General features: G+C 59.8%; 8 protein-coding genes. 2 read left to right on the forward strand and 6 right to left on the reverse strand.

The window, feature by feature from the left end; genetic code table 11:
* Positions 1-121: 121 nt before the first annotated feature.
* From ybgF to tolB, 3 genes are all read right to left on the reverse strand, one after another.
* On the reverse strand, positions 122-1,207 hold the full coding sequence (gene ybgF / locus HQL76_11610; protein ID MBF0109811.1) for a tol-pal system protein YbgF: 1,086 nt from the start codon (positions 1,205-1,207) through the stop codon (positions 122-124).
* 15 nt (positions 1,208-1,222) lie between these two features.
* Complete coding sequence (gene pal, locus HQL76_11615; protein ID MBF0109812.1) at positions 1,223-1,762, reverse strand: peptidoglycan-associated lipoprotein Pal; 540 nt, start codon at positions 1,760-1,762, stop codon at positions 1,223-1,225.
* A gap of 75 nt (positions 1,763-1,837) precedes the next feature.
* A complete protein-coding gene (gene tolB, locus HQL76_11620; GenBank protein ID MBF0109813.1) occupies positions 1,838-3,277 on the reverse strand; it encodes a Tol-Pal system protein TolB in 1,440 nt (479 codons plus the stop codon).
* Between the two features lie 343 nt (positions 3,278-3,620).
* Between tolB and HQL76_11625 the strand changes: the two genes are divergently transcribed.
* A complete protein-coding gene (locus HQL76_11625) occupies positions 3,621-4,601 on the forward strand; it encodes a Gfo/Idh/MocA family oxidoreductase (protein ID MBF0109814.1) in 981 nt (326 codons plus the stop codon).
* A gap of 32 nt (positions 4,602-4,633) precedes the next feature.
* Here the strand turns inward: HQL76_11625 and HQL76_11630 are convergent, their stop codons facing one another.
* From HQL76_11630 to HQL76_11640, 3 genes are all read right to left on the reverse strand, one after another.
* A complete protein-coding gene (locus HQL76_11630; GenBank protein ID MBF0109815.1) occupies positions 4,634-6,676 on the reverse strand; it encodes a ChbG/HpnK family deacetylase in 2,043 nt (680 codons plus the stop codon).
* Between the two features lie 22 nt (positions 6,677-6,698).
* Positions 6,699-7,583, reverse strand: a complete 885-nt coding sequence (locus HQL76_11635) for an ABC transporter permease (protein MBF0109816.1) — start codon at positions 7,581-7,583, stop codon at positions 6,699-6,701.
* 63 nt (positions 7,584-7,646) lie between these two features.
* Positions 7,647-10,796, reverse strand: a complete 3,150-nt coding sequence (locus HQL76_11640; protein ID MBF0109817.1) for a transporter substrate-binding domain-containing protein — start codon at positions 10,794-10,796, stop codon at positions 7,647-7,649.
* A gap of 339 nt (positions 10,797-11,135) precedes the next feature.
* On the opposite strand from HQL76_11640, the gene HQL76_11645 reads away from it, so the two are divergent.
* The gene (locus HQL76_11645) at positions 11,136-19,154 is read left to right on the forward strand and encodes a DUF4347 domain-containing protein (GenBank protein ID MBF0109818.1); all 8,019 of its coding nucleotides are present in this window, start codon (positions 11,136-11,138) and stop codon (positions 19,152-19,154) included.
* Positions 19,155-19,190 lie beyond the last annotated feature (36 nt).

Raw genomic sequence — 19,190 nt, forward strand, 5'->3', positions numbered from 1 at the left:
CAAAATCAAAAACAAAATCAAAAACAAAAACAAAACCCTGGGGGCAATCCCCCAGACCCCTTTTTTCTTTCAATAATCCCGAATCCAGAAAGAGATCTGAAAGTTACCCGAGGACGCAGCATCAACGCTTGCCACCCTTTTCCTCAATCATTTCCAAACGCTGCTTGGCCATCGAAACCGCAGGAGATTCGGGAAAATCACTGATCAGACGGGTCAGACTGTTCCGGGCATTCTCCATGTCACCCAGTTCGAAAAAGGCAAAACCAATCTTGAGAAGACTCGCCGGAACCTTGCCGCTGTTGGGCCAGCGGACCAAAACCTGATTGAACGCCATCAAGGCATCGGGAAACTTGCGCTGCACATAATAAAGTTCGCCAATCCAGTACTGGGCATTGTCGGCCAGGGGATCGTTGGGAAACCACTCCATGAAATTCTTGAAGACCGCCAACGATTCATCATAACGCCCCCCCTTGAGAAGAAGAAACGCCTCCTCATAGGCCTGTTTCGAATTCTCGGGCTTGGGCCGGGATGGCGCCGCCTTCTTTTCCGTGGATGTCACGACCCCCGCCTTTGCTGCCCCCTTCGCAGTCGGCGCCGTCGCCCGTGCCGCCGCCCCCTGCGAAACACCCGTCACCCCCCCCGGTGGGACCGTCGCCGGAGCCTCCTCGTCCACCTCGACCGTATCACCATTCCCGTCAACCGCCCCCTGATCCGCCGGATCATCATCGGGATCGTTTGCGTCCAGCCCCGGAGCACCCTGTTGCGCCGCCTGTTGCGCCTGTTGCATCGCCAGCTTGTTCTTCGCCTCCAACTCCGCCTCCAGACGGGTCTTGGCATGCTGCAAATGCTCCACCTCCCCACGCAACGACGTAATCTCCTTCTCCATCAACCCCAGCCGCTTCTCCATGCTGGTGGCGACGTTGCGCTGAAGATCCTCGTACTTCTCGACGCGATTGGAAAGGGAATCGACCACCTCGGGCAGGGGCGGCTTCGGGGGCGCCGCAGGCGGTCCCGCCTCGGTGCGCACCGGAGGTCGCCGGGAATCCCCATAATAGTCCGGACCAGCATCTCCCGAGGGTCCGGAACTGACACAGGCATAAAGAGGAAAAAAGAATAAAACAAGAGCTGGAACCCATCCCTTGACCTTCCCGAGACGCATCAAGGTCACGAATACAGCCCGATCAAGGAAATTCTGGTTCCAGCCCATCGTTGATTCCCGGAATTATTTGGAAACGACTTCGGCGCGACGATTCTCGGCCCAGGAGGTCTCATCGTGACCCTTCACCACCGGACGCTCCTTGCCATAGGAAATGGTCTTGATCCGGCTTGCCTCGATCCCTTGCGAAATCAGATAACGCGCGGCAGCGTCGGCACGTTGTTGTCCCAGGGCCAAGTTGTATTCGCGGGTGCCACGCTCGTCACAGTGACCTTCGACCGCCACCTGTCCCGAAGACTTGGAAAGCATGCGGGCATTGTGAGACAGAATCTCTTCCGCCTGCGCCGTCAAGGCCGACGAGTTGAAATCGAAATGGACGACATTGCCCGCGGCGCCACCCATGCCACCCATGCCACCGCCACGGCTCGGATCATCCAGATTGGAGCCATAACCACCCGCACGCCCCACCGAGGTCCCATCTCCCCCCATTCCCGCTGCCTGTGCCGACCCCGCGGCACCTTCCGGCCCTTCGTTTGGAACCGCGCCGCAACCCGACAGGACTCCAAGGAACAGTACCGTAATAATTAGAGTAGCCAAGCGTTTCATGCAATCACCTCAAGAAGAATTGTTGTTGCCACCATGTTGCGCCTCTGGAATGCAAGGGTTCCCCGGAACCGCTTGTCAACGTACCAAAGGTGACCAGGAAGGATCGGAGCCATTGATGCCACCATCCAGATTTACCAACCTTTCATTATGCCCTGTCAAATCGATCGTGTAAAGCCGTGTCTGACTGCCGGACTGCCTGGAAAACAAAATCACCCGGCCATTGGGTGACCATGTGGGGGATTCATCCATCCAGGAGTCGGTCAGGGAACGGCCATTGGTCCCCTTGGGATCGATGACCGAAATGCGAAAACGACCACCGCCACCACTGACATAAGCGATCAAATCGCCACGGGGAGACCAGGAAGGGGCGGCATTGTAGTTGCCCTCGAACGTGATGCGCCGGACATTGCCGCCGCTCGTATCCATGATGTAGATCTGCGGCGATCCGGCGCGGTCGGAATTGAAAACGATCTGACTGCCGTCGGGAGAAAACGAGGGCGAAGTGTCGATGGCGTTGTTTTCGGTGAGACGGCGCAGGTCGCCGCTGCCGATGTCACGCAGATAAATTTCGGAGTTGCCATCCATGCTCAGGGTCAGGGCCATGAGACGCCCGTCGGGAGACCAGGCGGGAGCACTGTTGAGGCCAGGATAATCCCCCTGAATGGTCCGCTTGCCAGTATACAGATCCCAACGGAAAATCCTGGGGGGGCCCCGCTCGTAGGAGACATAAAACAACTGTTCCCCCGTCGGCGCAAACCTCGGCGTCAACACCAGGGTTCGATCACGGGTCAGATCGACCCGGTTGGCCCCATCCTGATCCATCAGCGCCAGCCATTTCATGTCTCCCTTGCTGGCGACAAAGGCAATCCGCGAAGTGAAATAGCCGCTCTCGCCGGTCAGGCGGGTATAGATTTCATCGGCGATGCGATGGGCGACATGGCGCCAGTCCCGAACCGGAGCGGTAAAACGCTTCCCTTTTCCCACCAGGGTTCCCTGGTAGACATCATGCAGGAAAAAATCGGCGATCAATTTACCGTCACGTTCATGGACGGCCCCCGAGACCACCGCCTCGGCGCCGATCAGGCGCCAGTCGCGAAAATTGGGTCCCTGCTGCCAGAGTTGGACGGGGGTTTGCAAAAAGGTGCTGGGTTCCAGAGGCTTGAACAATCCCGAGCGTTCAAGATCGGCGGTGATGACCTCGTTGAGTTGGTGCCCGGTCGAGCCCTGGGACGAAATGGCCCCGCCGGAGGTCAAATCGACAAAATCGGACAGGGCGATCGGCATCGGTTGCAGACCACCCTTGGTGATGTCGATGCGCAGGGCCCCCTGCGCCGGCAGGGCGGCGACGAAAAAAAACAGCGACAGTACCAGGGCCTGAACCCCGACAATGCCGGAACGGACAATGCCCGCGGACGCAAAAAAAGTCCACAATCCCCGCATCGGAGTCATGGCCCCACGGATGAACGCCGACCCATTGCCACACACATTCCGATTCCCGCCGACTCTGCACTTCATGTTCGCCCCAATCCACGATGCAACCGACTCCTTGAAGGAAGGGTGCCGGCCCGTTGGCGCACACTATCGCAGGGAAGCGCCAACAATGCAAGCGTCCTTCATTCATGCCCGCGGCGCAATGCAAGGAAAAAAAGAATCACCAAACCCATCCCACGGTTGGGAGCCGTCGCCCCTTCTTCACGTGAAAACCTTTACCAAACCGGTCCGATTGGCGACAATGGATACGTGAAGACGGCCAGGGAACACGAATGCCGACCCCGTGTCCCGATTCAATCGGGGGGCCGGTCCCCAACGCCTCCCCCAAGACAACCATCATCGCCCACCCCAAGCCGGAGGATTTGGCGTGAAACCTGGACACACAATTCGCGTCGCGGTTTTGGGCGCCGGTCCGATGGGACGCAATCATCTTCGGATCTATTCCCAACTCCGGGGAATCGAACTGGTCGGAGTCGTCGATCCCGATCCGGACAGGCTGCGTTTTGCCACATCTTCCTTCGGCTGTCCCGGATTTCCCGACGCAAGCCAACTTCCCGATTCCATCGATGCCGCCAGTATCGCCACCCCTCCGGCGACCCATGCCGAGCTTGGCATCCTGCTCATGAACCGGGGGGTTCATTGCCTGATCGAAAAACCACTGGCCACATCGACCGATCAATGCCAGGCCTTGATCGATGCCGCCCGAAACAACAAAGTCATCCTCCTGGTCGGCCATGTCGAACGGTTCAATCCCGCCATTCGGGAACTGACCCGTCTTCTGACCTCGGGTCCGCGCATTCTGGCCCTTGACGCACGTCGCATGAGTCATGCCAGTTCCCGCATCACCGATGTCGATGTCATCGCCGATCTGATGGTTCATGACCTGGACCTCGTCATGAACCTGGTGCAACGTCCCATCGTCCGTGTCACCGCGGGCAATGTCCGCACGACCGATTCCCCAGGTTCCGATCATGTCTGTGCCCTTCTTGGATTCGAGGGGGGAATTCTGGCCACGATCACCGCCAGCCGCATCACGCGCCATCGGGTGCGGCAATTGAGCGTCACCGCCGACATGGGCTGGATCACCGCCGATCTCATTGCCCAGGAACTTTGTATTTTTCGTCAGGGCGTTGGAATCGCCGCCTCCGGGGCATCGGGGACCGCCTGCCCCGTCGATCACTCCCTGGAGCGGGTCATGGTCCGACATGCCGAACCTCTGGCTCTGGAACTGCAACATTTCATCGATTGCGTCCAGGGCGAGGCCCAACCGTTGGTCACGGGACAGCAGGCGTTCGCGGTCCTCGAAATGGCCGAGACAATCCGCCGGAGCGCGACCGAAAAATCGTGACGGGAATGGTTTTCTCAATCCCTTGGGATGCGTCAGCAGTTCGTGGGAATGAACCGTCCGCCCGCCATTCTCTGATGAATCGCCGCCAACGCCTCCATCCCCTGATGTCCGGTTGGCGCCTTCAACGGCGCCGGTCCCCCTCTGGCACGATCCATCCGTCCATTCAACGTCACGAAAATACGCTTGAGGGCGCCTACATCCCCCGGAGAAACAATTTCCAACCGCGGTGATGTCAGCTCGAACAAATGCTCCCAGGCGGAAATGGCGGTGGTGATCACAAGACACTCGTGACACGCGGCATCCAGCAATGCCCGCGGATACAACGGCGCCACCAGGGCGCTCCGATAGGGAAGGACCATGACATCCACCCGCCCCCCGATCCCGCCATCCACCCCGGACTCCACCAGGTCCACCCGCTCCGTCAACCCAAGCTTCTGAAGGGTTTTCCGAACCGTTACCACCCTCTGCCCCTCCTCCACGACGAGAAGAAGACGCAACCGCGGATTGTCCGCCACCGCCATGGCCAACGCCCGCAACAGATCGTCGATCCCTTCCAACGGAGTCCCCATCCCCGAAAATCCCAACCGAATCACATCCGGTCCCGGTTTCCATTCCCCGAATGTCGGCCCCTGCCATGGACGCAACGGTTCGACCAACCCCGGACACTGAAAAACCTTCGCGCATCCCATGGCGGTCAGCGCCCGTGCCGTCGCCGCCTCCATCGTCAGATGCCCCCCCGCGACCCTTCCGGCGCGACGCGACAAAAATCCCGGATTGCCAAGCATCGCCCGTCCCACGAGCCAGGGATCATCGGCCAGAGACCGGAACGTCGCCCAATCCCATGCCACCGCCCTCCCCCCATAATGAAGCAGAATTCTTTCACCCGGAAAGGCCATCCAAGAAGTCACCCAGGCCCAGGCCGGAGAAGGAAGAAGCAGGTGCAATACCGCCAGGTCGTTGCCAATGCGTCGGTCGAGCGAACGCAGCCAGAACCACAGATCCAAAATGCGCCGTCCCGTCGAAAAAGCCCGATACCGCTCGAAGTGATGCCGCTCCAGCCCATACAGGAGATCCGGCAGAAAATGACGTGGCGGATGGCCCTTGCGGGTCAATCCTTCGATGAGCCGGGTGTACAACACAACCTGATCCCAGGTTTGCGGCCATGCCAATGCCAGGACCACCTCCGAGGCATGGGAACGGGTGGCGAAGGTGGTGGACTCGCCGCCCCGCTCCCGGATCCTCATCGCCGCCACCAGCAGATCACATCCTTGCTGCTCGAAAAAACCCGTGACCGACTCCGATTCCAGAGCCGCCAATTCCTGGTCCCAATGGATGTTCCAATGGGCATAATGCTCCGCCGCGGCCCGATCCATGCGACCGGGATGGACGACAAGTTCCGGTATTTCCGTCCCCGTCCCCTCCCGGTGGGCCGCGAACATCTCCCGCGCCGCCTCCAGGGAAAAACGTCCCGCCCAGTCGAGGCCCATCGGTTTCAGGGAAAGGGCATGGCGCACCCGCGGGGCCAGACGCCAACTGATCCAGGAGGACAGATTGACCCGCCCCTGGGGCGTCCATCCCCGCCAATCCCAACCCCCGCACCCGCGAATGGGCACCTTGTAGGATTCCAACAAAGATCGCAGGACAAACCACAGCGGCGGGAACAGGTGGACCTGCTGGTGGCTGTTGATGAAATCCAGACTCAACCCCAATTCGACGAACCGATCGATCTGGTCCGCCACCTCCCGCCGCAGGGCAGGAAGAATCCAGGGCTTGAGCGCCACCAGGCGAAACAATCGCCCCCGACCATCAGGCAAGCGTCCACGCCGGTCGAGAATCGGTTTCAACCCCCGATCATCCCCGCGCAAGGGACGTTCCTCCGACAACACCAGATGGACCCCTGTCAGGACACCGGTATTTTTCAATTGCGAGACCCGCTCCAGACGGGCCGCCGGATGACACATGACACTGACACCGGTAATGGCCTGACGCCGCGCCAGGCTCAAGATTCCCTCGTTGATGCCGTCGGTCAAACCATAATCGTCGGCGGTGATCGCCAAGGGACCAAAAGGTGTCATCGCGCACCCCCAGACGGATTGTTCATGCCCCCAACCGTTCCAGAATGACCGGTATCGCCAGGCGGTAATAGATCAGCGCCAGAAAGAAAACAACCACGATCCCTCCCGTCAACCACAGAAGCCCCCCAGGATCGGCCAGCGTTCCCCTGGCCAGGCAATCCCTGGCCGCCTGAAGGATCGGGGTGACGGGGTTGACGTTGACGATCATGGAATAGGGCCAGCTTTGTGGCGGCGGATAGACAATGGGCGTCAGGAAAAAGGCCAGGCGCAGAAAAATGGTGATCCCCTCCTTGACATCCTTGTACAGCGCGCCGATGGGGACCAGAAACAGACCCACCGTCGCCCCCAGAAGGATCAGCACCAGGATCACGAACGGAGCCAACGCCACCGTCCAATGCCATGCGACGCCAAAATAGAGCATGGCCGCGAAAGCGATCATCAGTTGCAGCACCGATACGAACAGGACCTGGCCAACCGCCGCCAGAATCGGCGCCTCCCGCGGCATGTTGATCTTGATCATGATCGGGACACACGATTCGAACAGGGTCATCGGCGCCATGACGCTTTCGGTGAATATTTGCCACAGGAGGGTCCCCAGCATGACATACACCGGATAGGGAATTTCGGTGGCGCCAAGATTCAGAATCGACTTTTCGTTGAGAAACACAAAAATGGCCGTGGTCACGATCGGCGGGATCAACAGCCAGAGAAATCCAAAAACCGACTGCCGGTACCGCTGCTGGAGGTCACGCCGGAAAAGACGCCACGCCAGATCACGGGAATCGACGACATCACGCCACGCCAGGCGGAAAAAATCGAGGGGATGACGCAGTGGCGATTCGGAGGAATACACCCGCTCCACCAGGATCGTTTTGCGCTCGGGTTCGGTCATATCGATGGTCCCCATATCACATCATCCGCTCATGGTCCAAACGTAAGGATGAAACGCCAAGCAATATCATCCTCCCCTTCAGGCCCGTCCACCGACATTGAAACTCCAGCGTTTGTCGTAGAGTTCCAACATTTTCCAGTGAACGATGGGAATTTCCATCAATCCCTCGTCGCGCATGCGAAACAGTTCGACCGGTTCGAGCGCCCGGACAACACAACCCCGCATCATGGGATTGAGGAAATTGTTCTCGCCAAACGCCCCCCCCGACGCCAACACATCCACCTCGCCCCCCGCGGCATCCCCGAGACGCACACGCCCACTGCCGACCAGCCATAACGTGTGCCGTTCATGAAGAGACAGTTCCTCTCCCGCCGCCAGAGCGATGGGGACGAGGCCACGGGCGAGACGGTCCAGGGTAAAGGAGGTCGTCGCCTCGCCAAAAAGCCAGGTCTTGCGCAAGAATCTGATTCTTTTCATGACCTCGACAAAATCCTGCTTCAATCCGTTTCGTTCCAGGAAATCAAGCATTCCCGCGTGCGACAGGCGAATGACCATGCAATCGGAAATGCTGCGCAGGGTCCATGAATCCTCCGATTCGAGCCCGAGAAAATCGATTCCTCCGAGAAACGATCCGATCGACAGATGGTTGACGACCTCGTTGCACGATTCCAGATAGGCCACGGTCCCCGAAAGGACCATTTCGAGATAATCGTTGGAATCCCTGGCGCGATGAATGATGGTTCCCGGATTGTAATGAACCAGTGGCGCCTGGATCAGGTGGTGAATCTGTTCATCCTCGACCTGCGGAAACATGGCCTTGAGAAAACCGAACGCCTTGCCGGCCATCAGGTTTTTCTCGCCGCCGATCAGCACGTCCACCGCGCCGAAGGCCGCCTCGGAACCGATCTCCATCTCGGCGGGTGTCAATTTACGGTCGATGTGGGCCAGGATCAGCCGGTCCGAGGGATCCTTGCGAAAATCCTCCGCCATTCCATGAATCATACCACCCCCGATGTCGAGTTTCTTCAGATTGGCAAATTCCAGATAGGTCCGTTTGATGTCCGCCACGACATGCGCCGGAATATCGTTCTCACCGGTACCGACCATGCCGTCCAATACCTTGAAGCCCGAAAGATCGGCCCAATGGGCATAGGTTTTCTCCGCCCCCTCCTCCCCGGCGCGGAACAGGAACATGGTATTTTCCACCGGATGCGGCGAATAGACCGGTTTGACCCAAAGACCCTCACAATCGTTCCATTCCAGGGCCTTGAGATCATGGACATCGAAAAAATGATGAAACTGCCGTTCGTCGAGACTCATGAGGGCGGCAAATTTTCGCGCGACCGACGCACGCACCACGGGAGCGGCAAAATAACGGACGCGCCGATCGGTCCGGATCAGGGCGGGCAATCCGGCGAAATGGTCATCGTGGGCATGGGTGTGGAATATGCCGTCCACCTCGGAGATGTCGATCCCCAGGGCAGTCAACACCTGCAATACCCCCGGCCCGGCATCGATCAAATAGACACGCCCATGAAAAAGAATGACGCTCGACATGCTGGGACGGGTACGATCCCAACCATCCCCCTGCCCGGTATGAAGGACGGCAAACGGGTGATGACGGGAAATGTTGTGCTGCCCCAGGGGATAGGGCGGATCGTAGGTCGCCCCCGGCGGCAGGTTGAGATCGACGTCCGCCGAGGCCCCGCGATAGAAAAAACGATAGGTGTTCAAAGCGATCCGCGCCACGCGAACGCCGTTGCGAATCTCGACCGCCTCGCCATCGACATACAGGGAATCGAGCATCTGCGACGGCTCGCGAATGGCTCCGAAGGCGAATTTCAGTTTAAACTTCATCATCAACCCGGCGGTGTCCTCGTCCATCCCCTCCGCCATCAGTTCCTCCCTGCCCAGAAGCCCGTAATTGCCACGGTGGATGTATTGCATCTGCGCCCGGACCTGGGATTCCCGTCCGATCAGCATCGGCTTGACACCGGTATTGTTGGGGTGTTTGGGAAGGATCATCCCCTGACGGTACAACATCTGCAACACCGGAAACTCGGCCAAATTGGCAAAGCCACCGTTTTGAATCAGCAGGTCGGACAGAAGGATCACATTGGGTCCCGTTTCCCAGGTCATCCCATCCCTGCCGGTTCGCTGAATCAGTCCCCGATGCATCAAATGTTTGACGACCTCTCCGGGACAGCCGCACAAAATGTAGAGTCCCGCCTCGGGAATCTGCATCCAGATCACGCCGGGGATCACCTGAATCGTCCTCAGATTGTGCATGGCTTCGCGCAAGGCGCTTTCCGCCTGCTTGCGGACCGATATTTCCTTTTCCAGTTCACCGGTTCGCGCCCGAACCTGCCGCCGCAACACCAGGTTGACGGCGAACAGAAAAACCACCGTCCCGCCACCCGCGCTCAAGGCCCACCAGAACCATGGAGGAATCAATACCTTTTTCTCGCCGCCGAACCATTGATTGAACGCGGCATGATAAATCGACGATTCATCCCCCTTGAGCGCCTTGAGATGACGGTCGATCGTGGCGATCAACCCGGCATGGGTCCCCTCCTTGACGGCATAACGAATTTCCATGGCACAACAAACGATCGGACTCTTGAACACCGCGTAGGCATGATCGATGACCATCCCTGTCGCCCGGGAGATGATCCCCGCATCGGCATCCCCCTCCTCGACCCGGGAAAGGACTTCGTCATAACTGTTGACATAAATCATGTCATAGGAAAAATCAAAATCGTGCAGCAGTTTCTCGATTCCGGAAGTATAGATATCCCCCGTGACCCCGACGAGAAGTCGGTCCTTGAGCCATAATACGGAATCGGCTTCCTTTTCAGTGGTATAAACCTGACCCCAGTTGGAAAACACCGTCTGTCTGGTGAAATCGAAGGCCCGGTCGCGTTCCTCGGTATAGGCGATGGCGGGCAACAGGTCGATCTCCCCCTGTTCGAGACGCTTGAGGCACTCCTCCCAGGTCCCCGGAATAAAATGAAGATTCCATCCTTCCTCCCGGGCGATGTACTTGAGGATGTCGATATAGAATCCCTGGGTTTCTCCGTTGTCATCGACGGAAAGACCCGGAGGATTCTGATAGACCCCGACACGAACCGAGGTCGTCTGCACGGCCCGGGCCACGGAAACCAAACCCGTCAACACCACGCAAACCACGAGAATCCGTACCGCCCCGTTCACCCAGTTGTGCGCCATTCCCCAACCTTTCACCAATTCCAACCCCCATATCGCTAAAACCCGCCCAAGCATCACCGTGCCGTCACATTTTCTCATTAATGCAATTCTCGCGCCAGCAATTTCCTTGCCCCGAAACGGTTTCAACGGATCGACCTCGGGTCATGAAACAACATGACCCTTGGCCGTCATCGAAGCAATACCATTAATTTATGATTTAAATATATTATCGAATCAATATTTCCATTTTTCAGGCACACGATCATGCCAAGAGAAAAATTTGATTGAAATACTCCAATAGATGATTCAGGATGATGGACTGGACGTTTTTGATCATCGATCATCCCGAAAGAAAAAATCATGAAACTCTTCCGCAGGAATCGCCAACGGTTCGATGACCAGAACATTGCGCAGCGAAATGCCCCCGCGCCGATCGCCTTTGCCCTGGAGCCAAGGATCATGTTCGATGGCGCCGCCCCGGAAACGTGGAGCGACCTCCAGGTACCACCGCACCCCGAGGCGGAGGCAATTTCGGAGCCGCAACCGGTGCAATCCGGTCCACACTCCGGGGAACAGGAAGGAAATCACCCCCTGCGGGAGGTGGCCGTCATCGATACCGGAATCGCCGAATATCAATCCCTGATCGACGCCCTGAAGGGAAAAGAAAACGATGGCGCGGACACCATCGAAGTGGTTTTGATCGAAGGGGGACAGAGTGGTCTGGCGCGGTTGGCGGCGTGGGCACAACATCGGGAACAGGTCGATACCCTGCACCTATTCACCCACGGTTCCCCCGGATTGATCACCCTGGGAAGCGATGTCCTGACCTTCGACACCCTGAAGAATTCAGAGACGGCTGCGGTTTTGGCAGCGTTGGGTCATGCCTTGACCGAGGATGGAAACATTTTGATCCATGGTTGCACCGTGGCGGCCCATGCCGAAGGGAACGACTTCATCACCCTCCTGGCGCACGAGACCGGAGCCGACGTGGCCGCATCCATCGACGCCACGGGAGCCTCCCGCCTTGGAGGAGATTGGGACCTTGAACGGGCGACCGGTCCGATCGAGTCGAACATCCTGGAACATCTTGCCCGAAACGACCCCTTCGACCATCTCCTGGAGACCGTCACCTTCGTCGCCGGCGATCTTGTCAACAACACCGATGCGTTCACCAAATCCATCGGCGGTCAGACGTTCACGATCACCCCCGGGTCCAGCCCTTTTATCAACATTCAGACCGACATCCCCGCCTTGACCGGACTGTATGTCCTGAACTCCGACCTGAGTGCCGGAAACGGTACTGAATTCACCCTTGCCGCCCCCACCAACTACACCTTCGACCTGGGGTCCTTTCAATATACCAGCGACCGGGGCGCCCAATCCCTGACGCTGACCCTGACCCTCATCGACAACACGACCGATGCCCAAACCTATGCCACCACCGGGAACTCCACCGTCCAAACCTTCAATACCTTCACCACGGCGGCGGAAGATGTGAGAAGCATCAAATTCGTCACCAACGAATTGATCTACTACAACAATTTCGTCATCACCGACGTCAAGCCGATCCCGACCGCCCCCACCGTTGCCTCGGTCAGTTCCGACACCGCCAACGGCTCCTACAAGGTTGGGGATACGGTCGATGTCAAGGTCACCTTTTCCGAAGCGGTCACCGTGACCGGGACGCCGCAAATCACCCTGGAAACCGGGACCACCGACCGGACCGTCGATTATTCCAGCGGCTCGGGGACCACCGAGCTTCATTTCACCTATACCGTGCAGGCTTCCGATACCTCCAGCGACCTTGACGTCACCGGGACCACGGCCCTCGCGCTCAATGGCGGAACCATCGCCAGTACCGCGACCACCACCAACGCCACCCTGACACTGGCGGCGCCGGGGGCCGCCAACTCCCTGGGCAATGCCAAGGCCCTGGTCATCGACACCACCGCGCCCACCGTGGCATCGGTCACCTCCACCACGGCCAACGGTACCTACAAAACGGGCGACGCCGTCAACGTCACCGTCAACTTTTCGGAAAACGTCACCGTCACCGGGACCCCGACCCTCACCCTGGAGACCGGGACCACCGACCGCACCATCGATTATGTCAGTGGTTCGGGAACCAGCGCCCTCGTCTTCACCTATACCGTCCAGGCGGGCGATACCAGCGCCGACCTGGACTATACCGCCACAACCGCCCTGGCCCTCGGTGGAGGAAGCATCAACGATACCGCTGGCAACGCCGCGACCCTCACCCTCGCCACCCCCGGCGCCGCCAATTCGCTCGGCAACGCCAAGGCCCTCGTCATCGACACCACCGCGCCCACCGTCTCCTCGGTCACCTCCACCACGGCCAACGGTACCTACAAGACAGGCGACGCCGTCAACGTCACCGTCAATTTTTCGGAAAACGTCACCGTCACCGGGACCCCGACCCTCACCCTGGAGACCGGGACTACCGACCGCACCGTCGATTATGTCAGTGGTTCGGGAACCAGCGCCCTCGTCTTCACCTATACCGTGCAGGCGGGCGACTCCAGCGCCGATCTTGACACGACCGCCACCACCGCCCTGGCCCTCAACGGAGGCAGCATCAATGATGGCGCCGGCAACAGTGCAACCCTTACCCTCGCCGCCCCAGGGGCCGCCAATTCGCTGGGCAATGCCAAGGCCCTTGTCATCGATGGCGTCGCGCCGACGGTCGCCTCGGTCTCGTCCAGCACCGCCGATGGTTCCTACAAGGCGGGAGACGCCGTCAACATCACAGTCAACTTTTCGGAAAACGTCACCGTCACCGGCACCCCGACCCTCACCCTGGAGACGGGGACCACCGACCGCACCATCGATTATGTCAGCGGCACGGGATCATCGGCTCTGGTGTTCACCTACACGGTTTCCGCCGGAGATACCGCCAGCGACCTCGACTACACCGCGACAAACGCCTTGAGCCTGAATGGTGGTGGCATCGCCGACAGTGCCGGCAACAGCGCGACCCTCACGCTCGCCGCCCCCGGCGCCGCCAATTCGCTGGGCAATTCCAAGGCCCTCGTCATCGACACCACCGTCCCCACGGTAACCTCAGTCACCTCGACCAGCAACAACGGCACCTATTATCCCGGCAACACCATCAACGTCACCGTCACTTTTTCCGAGGCCGTCACCGTCACCGGCACCCCGACCATCACCCTGGAAACGGGAACCACCGACCGTGACGTCGCCTATGCCAGCGGCTCCGGAACGAACACCCTGGTCTTTACCTATACGGTGCAGAGCGGCGACAACAGCGCCGACCTGGACTATACCGCCACCACTGCCCTTTCCCTCGGAGGCGGCAGTATCAACGATACCGCCGGCAACGCCGCGACCCTCACCCTTGCCGCCCCCGGCGCCGCCAATTCCCTCGGCGCCAACAAGGCATTGGTTGTGGCCCTGGCCCCTTCGGTCACATCGGTTTCCGCCACCACCGCCAACGGAAGTTACAAGAGCGGTGACGCCATCGCGGTAACGGTCACCTTTTCGGAGGCAGTGACCGTCACCGGAACGCCGACGATCACCCTGGAAACGGGCACCACCGACCGCAACGCCACCTATGCGAGCGGTTCCGGAACCACAACCTTGACCTTTAATTACACCGTTCAGGCCGGCGACGGCAGCGGCGATCTCGATTATACCGCGACCAACGCCCTGGGCCTGAACGGCGGCACCATCCAAAACGGCCAAGCCGTCGCCGCGAGCCTCACCCTCGCCAGTCCCGGCGCCGCCAACTCCCTCGGCGCCAACAAGGCGATCGTCATCGACACCACCAGTCCCACCGTTTCCTCGGTCAACGCCACCACCGGCGACGGTTCCTACAAACAGGGCGATACGATCAACATAATCGTCAACTTCTCCGAAGCCATCACCGTCGCCACCGGCGGCGGCACCCCCTACCTGACCCTGGAGACGGGAACCACCGACCGCAACGCCACCTATGCCAGCGGCACGGGATCGACCACGCTTGTCTTTTCCTACACCGTCCAGGCAGGCGACACTTCGAGCGATCTTGAGGCCGTTTCCACCGCTGCCCTCGTGTCCAACGGCGGCACCCTCAAGGATACCGCCGGAAACGACGCCACCCTCACCCTCGCAAGCCCCGGCGCCGCCAACTCCCTTGGTGCCAACAGGGCGATCGTCATCGATACCACCAGCCCTACTGTTTCGTCGGTCAGCGCCTTCACCGCCAACGGCTCCTATAATGGCGGTATCGTCATCGTGACCGTCACCTTTTCCGAGGCCATCACCGTCGCCTCCGGTATTGGCGCCCCCTACCTGACCCTGGAGACGGGAACCATCGACCGCAATGCCATTTATATCAATGGTTCGGGATCGACTTCTCTTGCCTTTCTTTACATCGTTCAGGCGGGTGACACATCGAGCGACCTGGACGCCGTGTCCACCGCGGCCCTCGTATTGAACGGCAGCACCTTCAAGGATGCCGCCGGCAACGACGCCACCCTCACCCTTGCCAGCCCCGGCGCCGCCAACTCCCTCGGCGCCAACAAGGCGATCGTCATCGACACCACCAGCCCCACGGTTTCCTCGGTCACCTCCACCACCGCCAACGGCTCCTACAAACAAGGCGATACCGTCAACGTGACCGTCACCTTTTCCGAGGCCATCACCGTCGCCACCGGTGGTGGCACCCCCTACCTGACCCTGGAGACGGGGACCACCGACCGCAACGCCACCTATGCCAGTGGCTCCGGATCAACCGACCTTGTCTTTTCCTACACCGTCCAGGCAGGCGACACTTCGAGCGACCTTGATGCCGTTTCCACCGCCGCCCTCGTGTCCAACGGCGGCACGCTCAGGGATGCCGCCGGCAACGACGCCACCCTCACCCTGGCCAGTCCTGGCGCCGCCAATTCGTTCGGTGCCAACAAGGCGATCGTCATCGATACCACCAGTCCCACAGTCACTTCGGTCGGTTCGACAACCGCCAATGGCACCTATTTTCCAGGGAATACCATCGACATTACGGTACTGTTCTCGGAAGCGGTGACCGTCACCGGAACACCGACACTCACCCTCGAAACCGGAACCACCGATCGCAGCGTCAATTATTCCAGCGGATCCGGGACCACGACCCTTGTTTTTTCTTATACCGTGCAAACAGGGGATCTGAGCAATGATCTGGATTATACCACGACGACCGCCCTGGCCTTGAATGGCGGCACCATCAACGATGCCGCAGGAAATGCCGCGACCCTCACCCTGGCGACCCCGGGAAATGCCAACTCCCTGGGAAATGCCAAGGCCATCGTTCTGGCGTCGCTACCCACCGTCACGGATGTTACCTCAAGCACTGCCAATGGCCTGTACAAGGTGGGTGATACCCTTGCCCTCACCGTCACCTTTACAGAGGCCGTGACCGTCACCGGAACCCCAACGATCACCCTGGAAACGGGAACCACCGACCGCAGCGCCACCTATGCCAGTGGTTCCGGAACCACGACCTTGACCTTTAATTACACCGTTCAGGCCGGCGACGGCAGCGGCGATCTCGATTATACCGCGACCAACGCCCTTGGCCTGAACGGCGGCACCATCCAAAACGGCCAAGCCGTCGCCGCGAGCCTCACCCTCGCCAGTCCCGGCGCCGCCAACTCCCTCGGCGCCAACAAGGCGATCGTCATCGACACCACCAGCCCCACGGTTTCCTCGGTCACCTCCACCACCGCCGACGGTTCCTACAAACAGGGCGATACCGTCAACGTAACCGTCACCTTTTCCGAAGCCATCACCGTCACCACCGGCGGCGGCACCTCCTATTTGACATTGGAAACGGGGACCACCGACCGCAATGCCACTTATGCCAGTGGTTCGGGATCGACTTCTCTTGTCTTTTCTTACATCGTTCAGGCGGGTGACACATCGAGCGACCTGGACGCCGTGTCCACCGCGGCCCTCGTATTGAACGGCAGCACCTTCAAGGATGCCGCCGGCAACGACGCCACCCTCACCCTTGCCAGCCCCGGCGCCGTCAATTCTCTTGGCAATGCCAAGGCGATCGTCATCGACACCACCCCGGCGGTCGTCAATCGGGTATCCTCCATCACGAGCAATGGCACCTACAAGGAAGGAGATACCCTGAGGATCACCGTCCATTTTTCCGAAAACGTCACGGTCACGCAAACCCCCACCCTGACACTCGAAACAGGAAAGACCGATCGCGCCGTGAATTATGCCAGTGGTTCGGGAACCGACACACTGACATTCACCTACACGATACAACCGGGAGATGTCAGCGAAGACCTTGACACCATCGCCACCACCGCGCTCGCACTGAATGGCGGCACGATTGCCGATGCCGCCGGCAACGCCGCTTCGCTCCTCCTTCCCACCCCCGGTTCAAGCCGTTCCCTCGGTCAAAACAAGGATTTCCTCATCGATACCACCCCTCCCGCCGTCGTCCAGATCACCTCCACCGCTGCCGACACAACCTTCAAGAGCGGAGAGACCATCCCCATATCCGTCCATTTTTCCGAAACGGTTTTCGTCACCGCCACCCCCGGACTCACCCTGGAGACGGGAACGACCGATCGAACGGCGCGATACCGCCAGGGATCGGGTTCATCGACGTTGGTGTTCGACTATACGGTGGCTGAGGGTGATTTCAATGGCGATCTGGACCTTGTCGCCTTGAACCCGCTTTCACTTGACGGGGCAACCATCAAGGATGGCGCGGGACACGCCGCATCCACCCTGCTGCCGGATCCGGGAACCCCGCTTTCGCTCGGTGGATCGAAGAACATCGTCGCCGACGGGATGGCCCCGGCCATTCTGTCCATCACCTCGCCCGCGGTCGATGGAACCTACAAGGAAGCGGATCGGATCACGGTGACCCTTCATTTTTCGGAGGCGGTCCTGGTAACCGGAACGCCAACCCTGACGTTGGAGACGGGAACGACCGATCGGGAGGCCATTTTTTCGGGAGGGTCCGGGACTACGGCGATCGATTTTTCCTATACCGTGCAACAAGGCGATGCCAGTTCGAATCTTGACATCACAGGACCCTCGGCACTGTCTTACAATGGCGGAGCCATTCGCGATCCAGCCGGCAACCCTGCCGATCTTGCGTTGCCGTCCCCAGGATCCACCCGTTCCCTTGGCCATGGCAGAACGATCATCATCGATACCGCCGCGACGACCCCATCAACGCCCGTCACCCCTGAAACCGCGCCATCGACCGCGGCAACGACCACCCCTGCCGCATCGTCATCGAATACAACACCCACTGCCTCCACCCCGAATCCGACCCCTCTGATTCCCGTGCCGCCCGTTTCGACGCCCCTGGTGACCTCATCCGTTGCCGCGCCAAGCACAACCGCCACACCCGGTATCGCCCCCACGGGGCCAATTTTATCCTCTTCCACCAACGTGGCTGCCGTCGTCACCTTCGCCTCCACGGGGGCCAATCTGGATATCAACAACGGTCCGATCGCCCCCATCGTCACTTTTACCACCTCGACACCGCCACCGACGACACTCCCCGCCACCAGCAACCCATCAGCCCCCACCTCCATCCTGGCACCATCCACGGTCGTGTCGCCCAGTCCGCTCGTCGATACCGTCCTGACGACGTTTCCGTCCCTGATTCTTCAGCCCTCCACCACGGCAACCGCCCCATCCAGCCCCCCCCCGGTCCCACCCGCCGCGCCAACACCAACAACGCCAGGGCCAACCGCGCCCACGGTTTCCCCTTCGGGTACCGGGACCACACCCCCATCCCCCTCCGGAATCACCCTGACTTCCAATGCCGGATTTCCTGTCGCCTCGGGTACGCCCGCCATCCCCCCCGGAGCGTCGGGACTGTTTCTGGCCGATGGCATTCCCGACATGAACGCCACCATTGGCGGCAATGTCGATTTTTCCGTCCCTTCGACCGCCTTTGCCCACTCGGATGGCAACGCGGTCGTACAACTGTCGGCACAGCAGGCGGATGGCCAGTCCCTGCCCAACTGGCTGCAATTCGATCCAAGGACGGGAAAGTTTTCCGGCCAGCCCCCGGAAGGATTCGACGGCAATCTGAACATCAAGGTCATCGCTCGGGACAACAATGGCCGCGAAGCGGTCGCGGTATTCCGGGTCAAGATGGGTCAGGAACGGACCGGAAACACCGACCGCGGGGCTTCATGGCTGCATCCGTCGGCGATTCGACCCGTTCTGGCTCGCTGGGGGGCGATGGACAGGGACCAACCCATTCAGGAAGGATCGCCCGGCCTTTCCCGTCAACTGGCACACCATGGCCGGACAGGATGGATCGAGCGTACCCTGCGCTTGCAACACGCCGCTGAAAGAATGGCTACGTCACGGAACATGGTATCGAAAGGATGATCACGATAACGATTTCCTTTGACATTACATGCGTTG

It is taken from the genome of Magnetococcales bacterium, from assembly GCA_015228815.1.
In the GTDB taxonomy this organism is placed as follows: domain Bacteria; phylum Pseudomonadota; class Magnetococcia; order Magnetococcales; family UBA8363; genus UBA8363.

Bases quoted from the DNA above. Each gene is read 5' to 3' on its own strand.
- ybgF (MBF0109811.1), bottom strand. From the start codon at position 1,207: ATGGGCTGGAACCAGAATTTCCTTGATCGGGCTGTATTCGTGACCTTG.
- pal (MBF0109812.1), bottom strand. From the start codon at position 1,762: ATGAAACGCTTGGCTACTCTAATTATTACGGTACTGTTCCTTGGAGTC.
- tolB (MBF0109813.1), bottom strand. From the start codon at position 3,277: ATGAAGTGCAGAGTCGGCGGGAATCGGAATGTGTGTGGCAATGGGTCG.
- HQL76_11630 (MBF0109815.1), bottom strand. From the start codon at position 6,676: ATGACACCTTTTGGTCCCTTGGCGATCACCGCCGACGATTATGGTTTG.
- HQL76_11635 (MBF0109816.1), bottom strand. From the start codon at position 7,583: ATGGGGACCATCGATATGACCGAACCCGAGCGCAAAACGATCCTGGTG.
- HQL76_11640 (MBF0109817.1), bottom strand. From the start codon at position 10,796: ATGGCGCACAACTGGGTGAACGGGGCGGTACGGATTCTCGTGGTTTGC.
- HQL76_11645 (MBF0109818.1), top strand. From the start codon at position 11,136: ATGAAACTCTTCCGCAGGAATCGCCAACGGTTCGATGACCAGAACATT.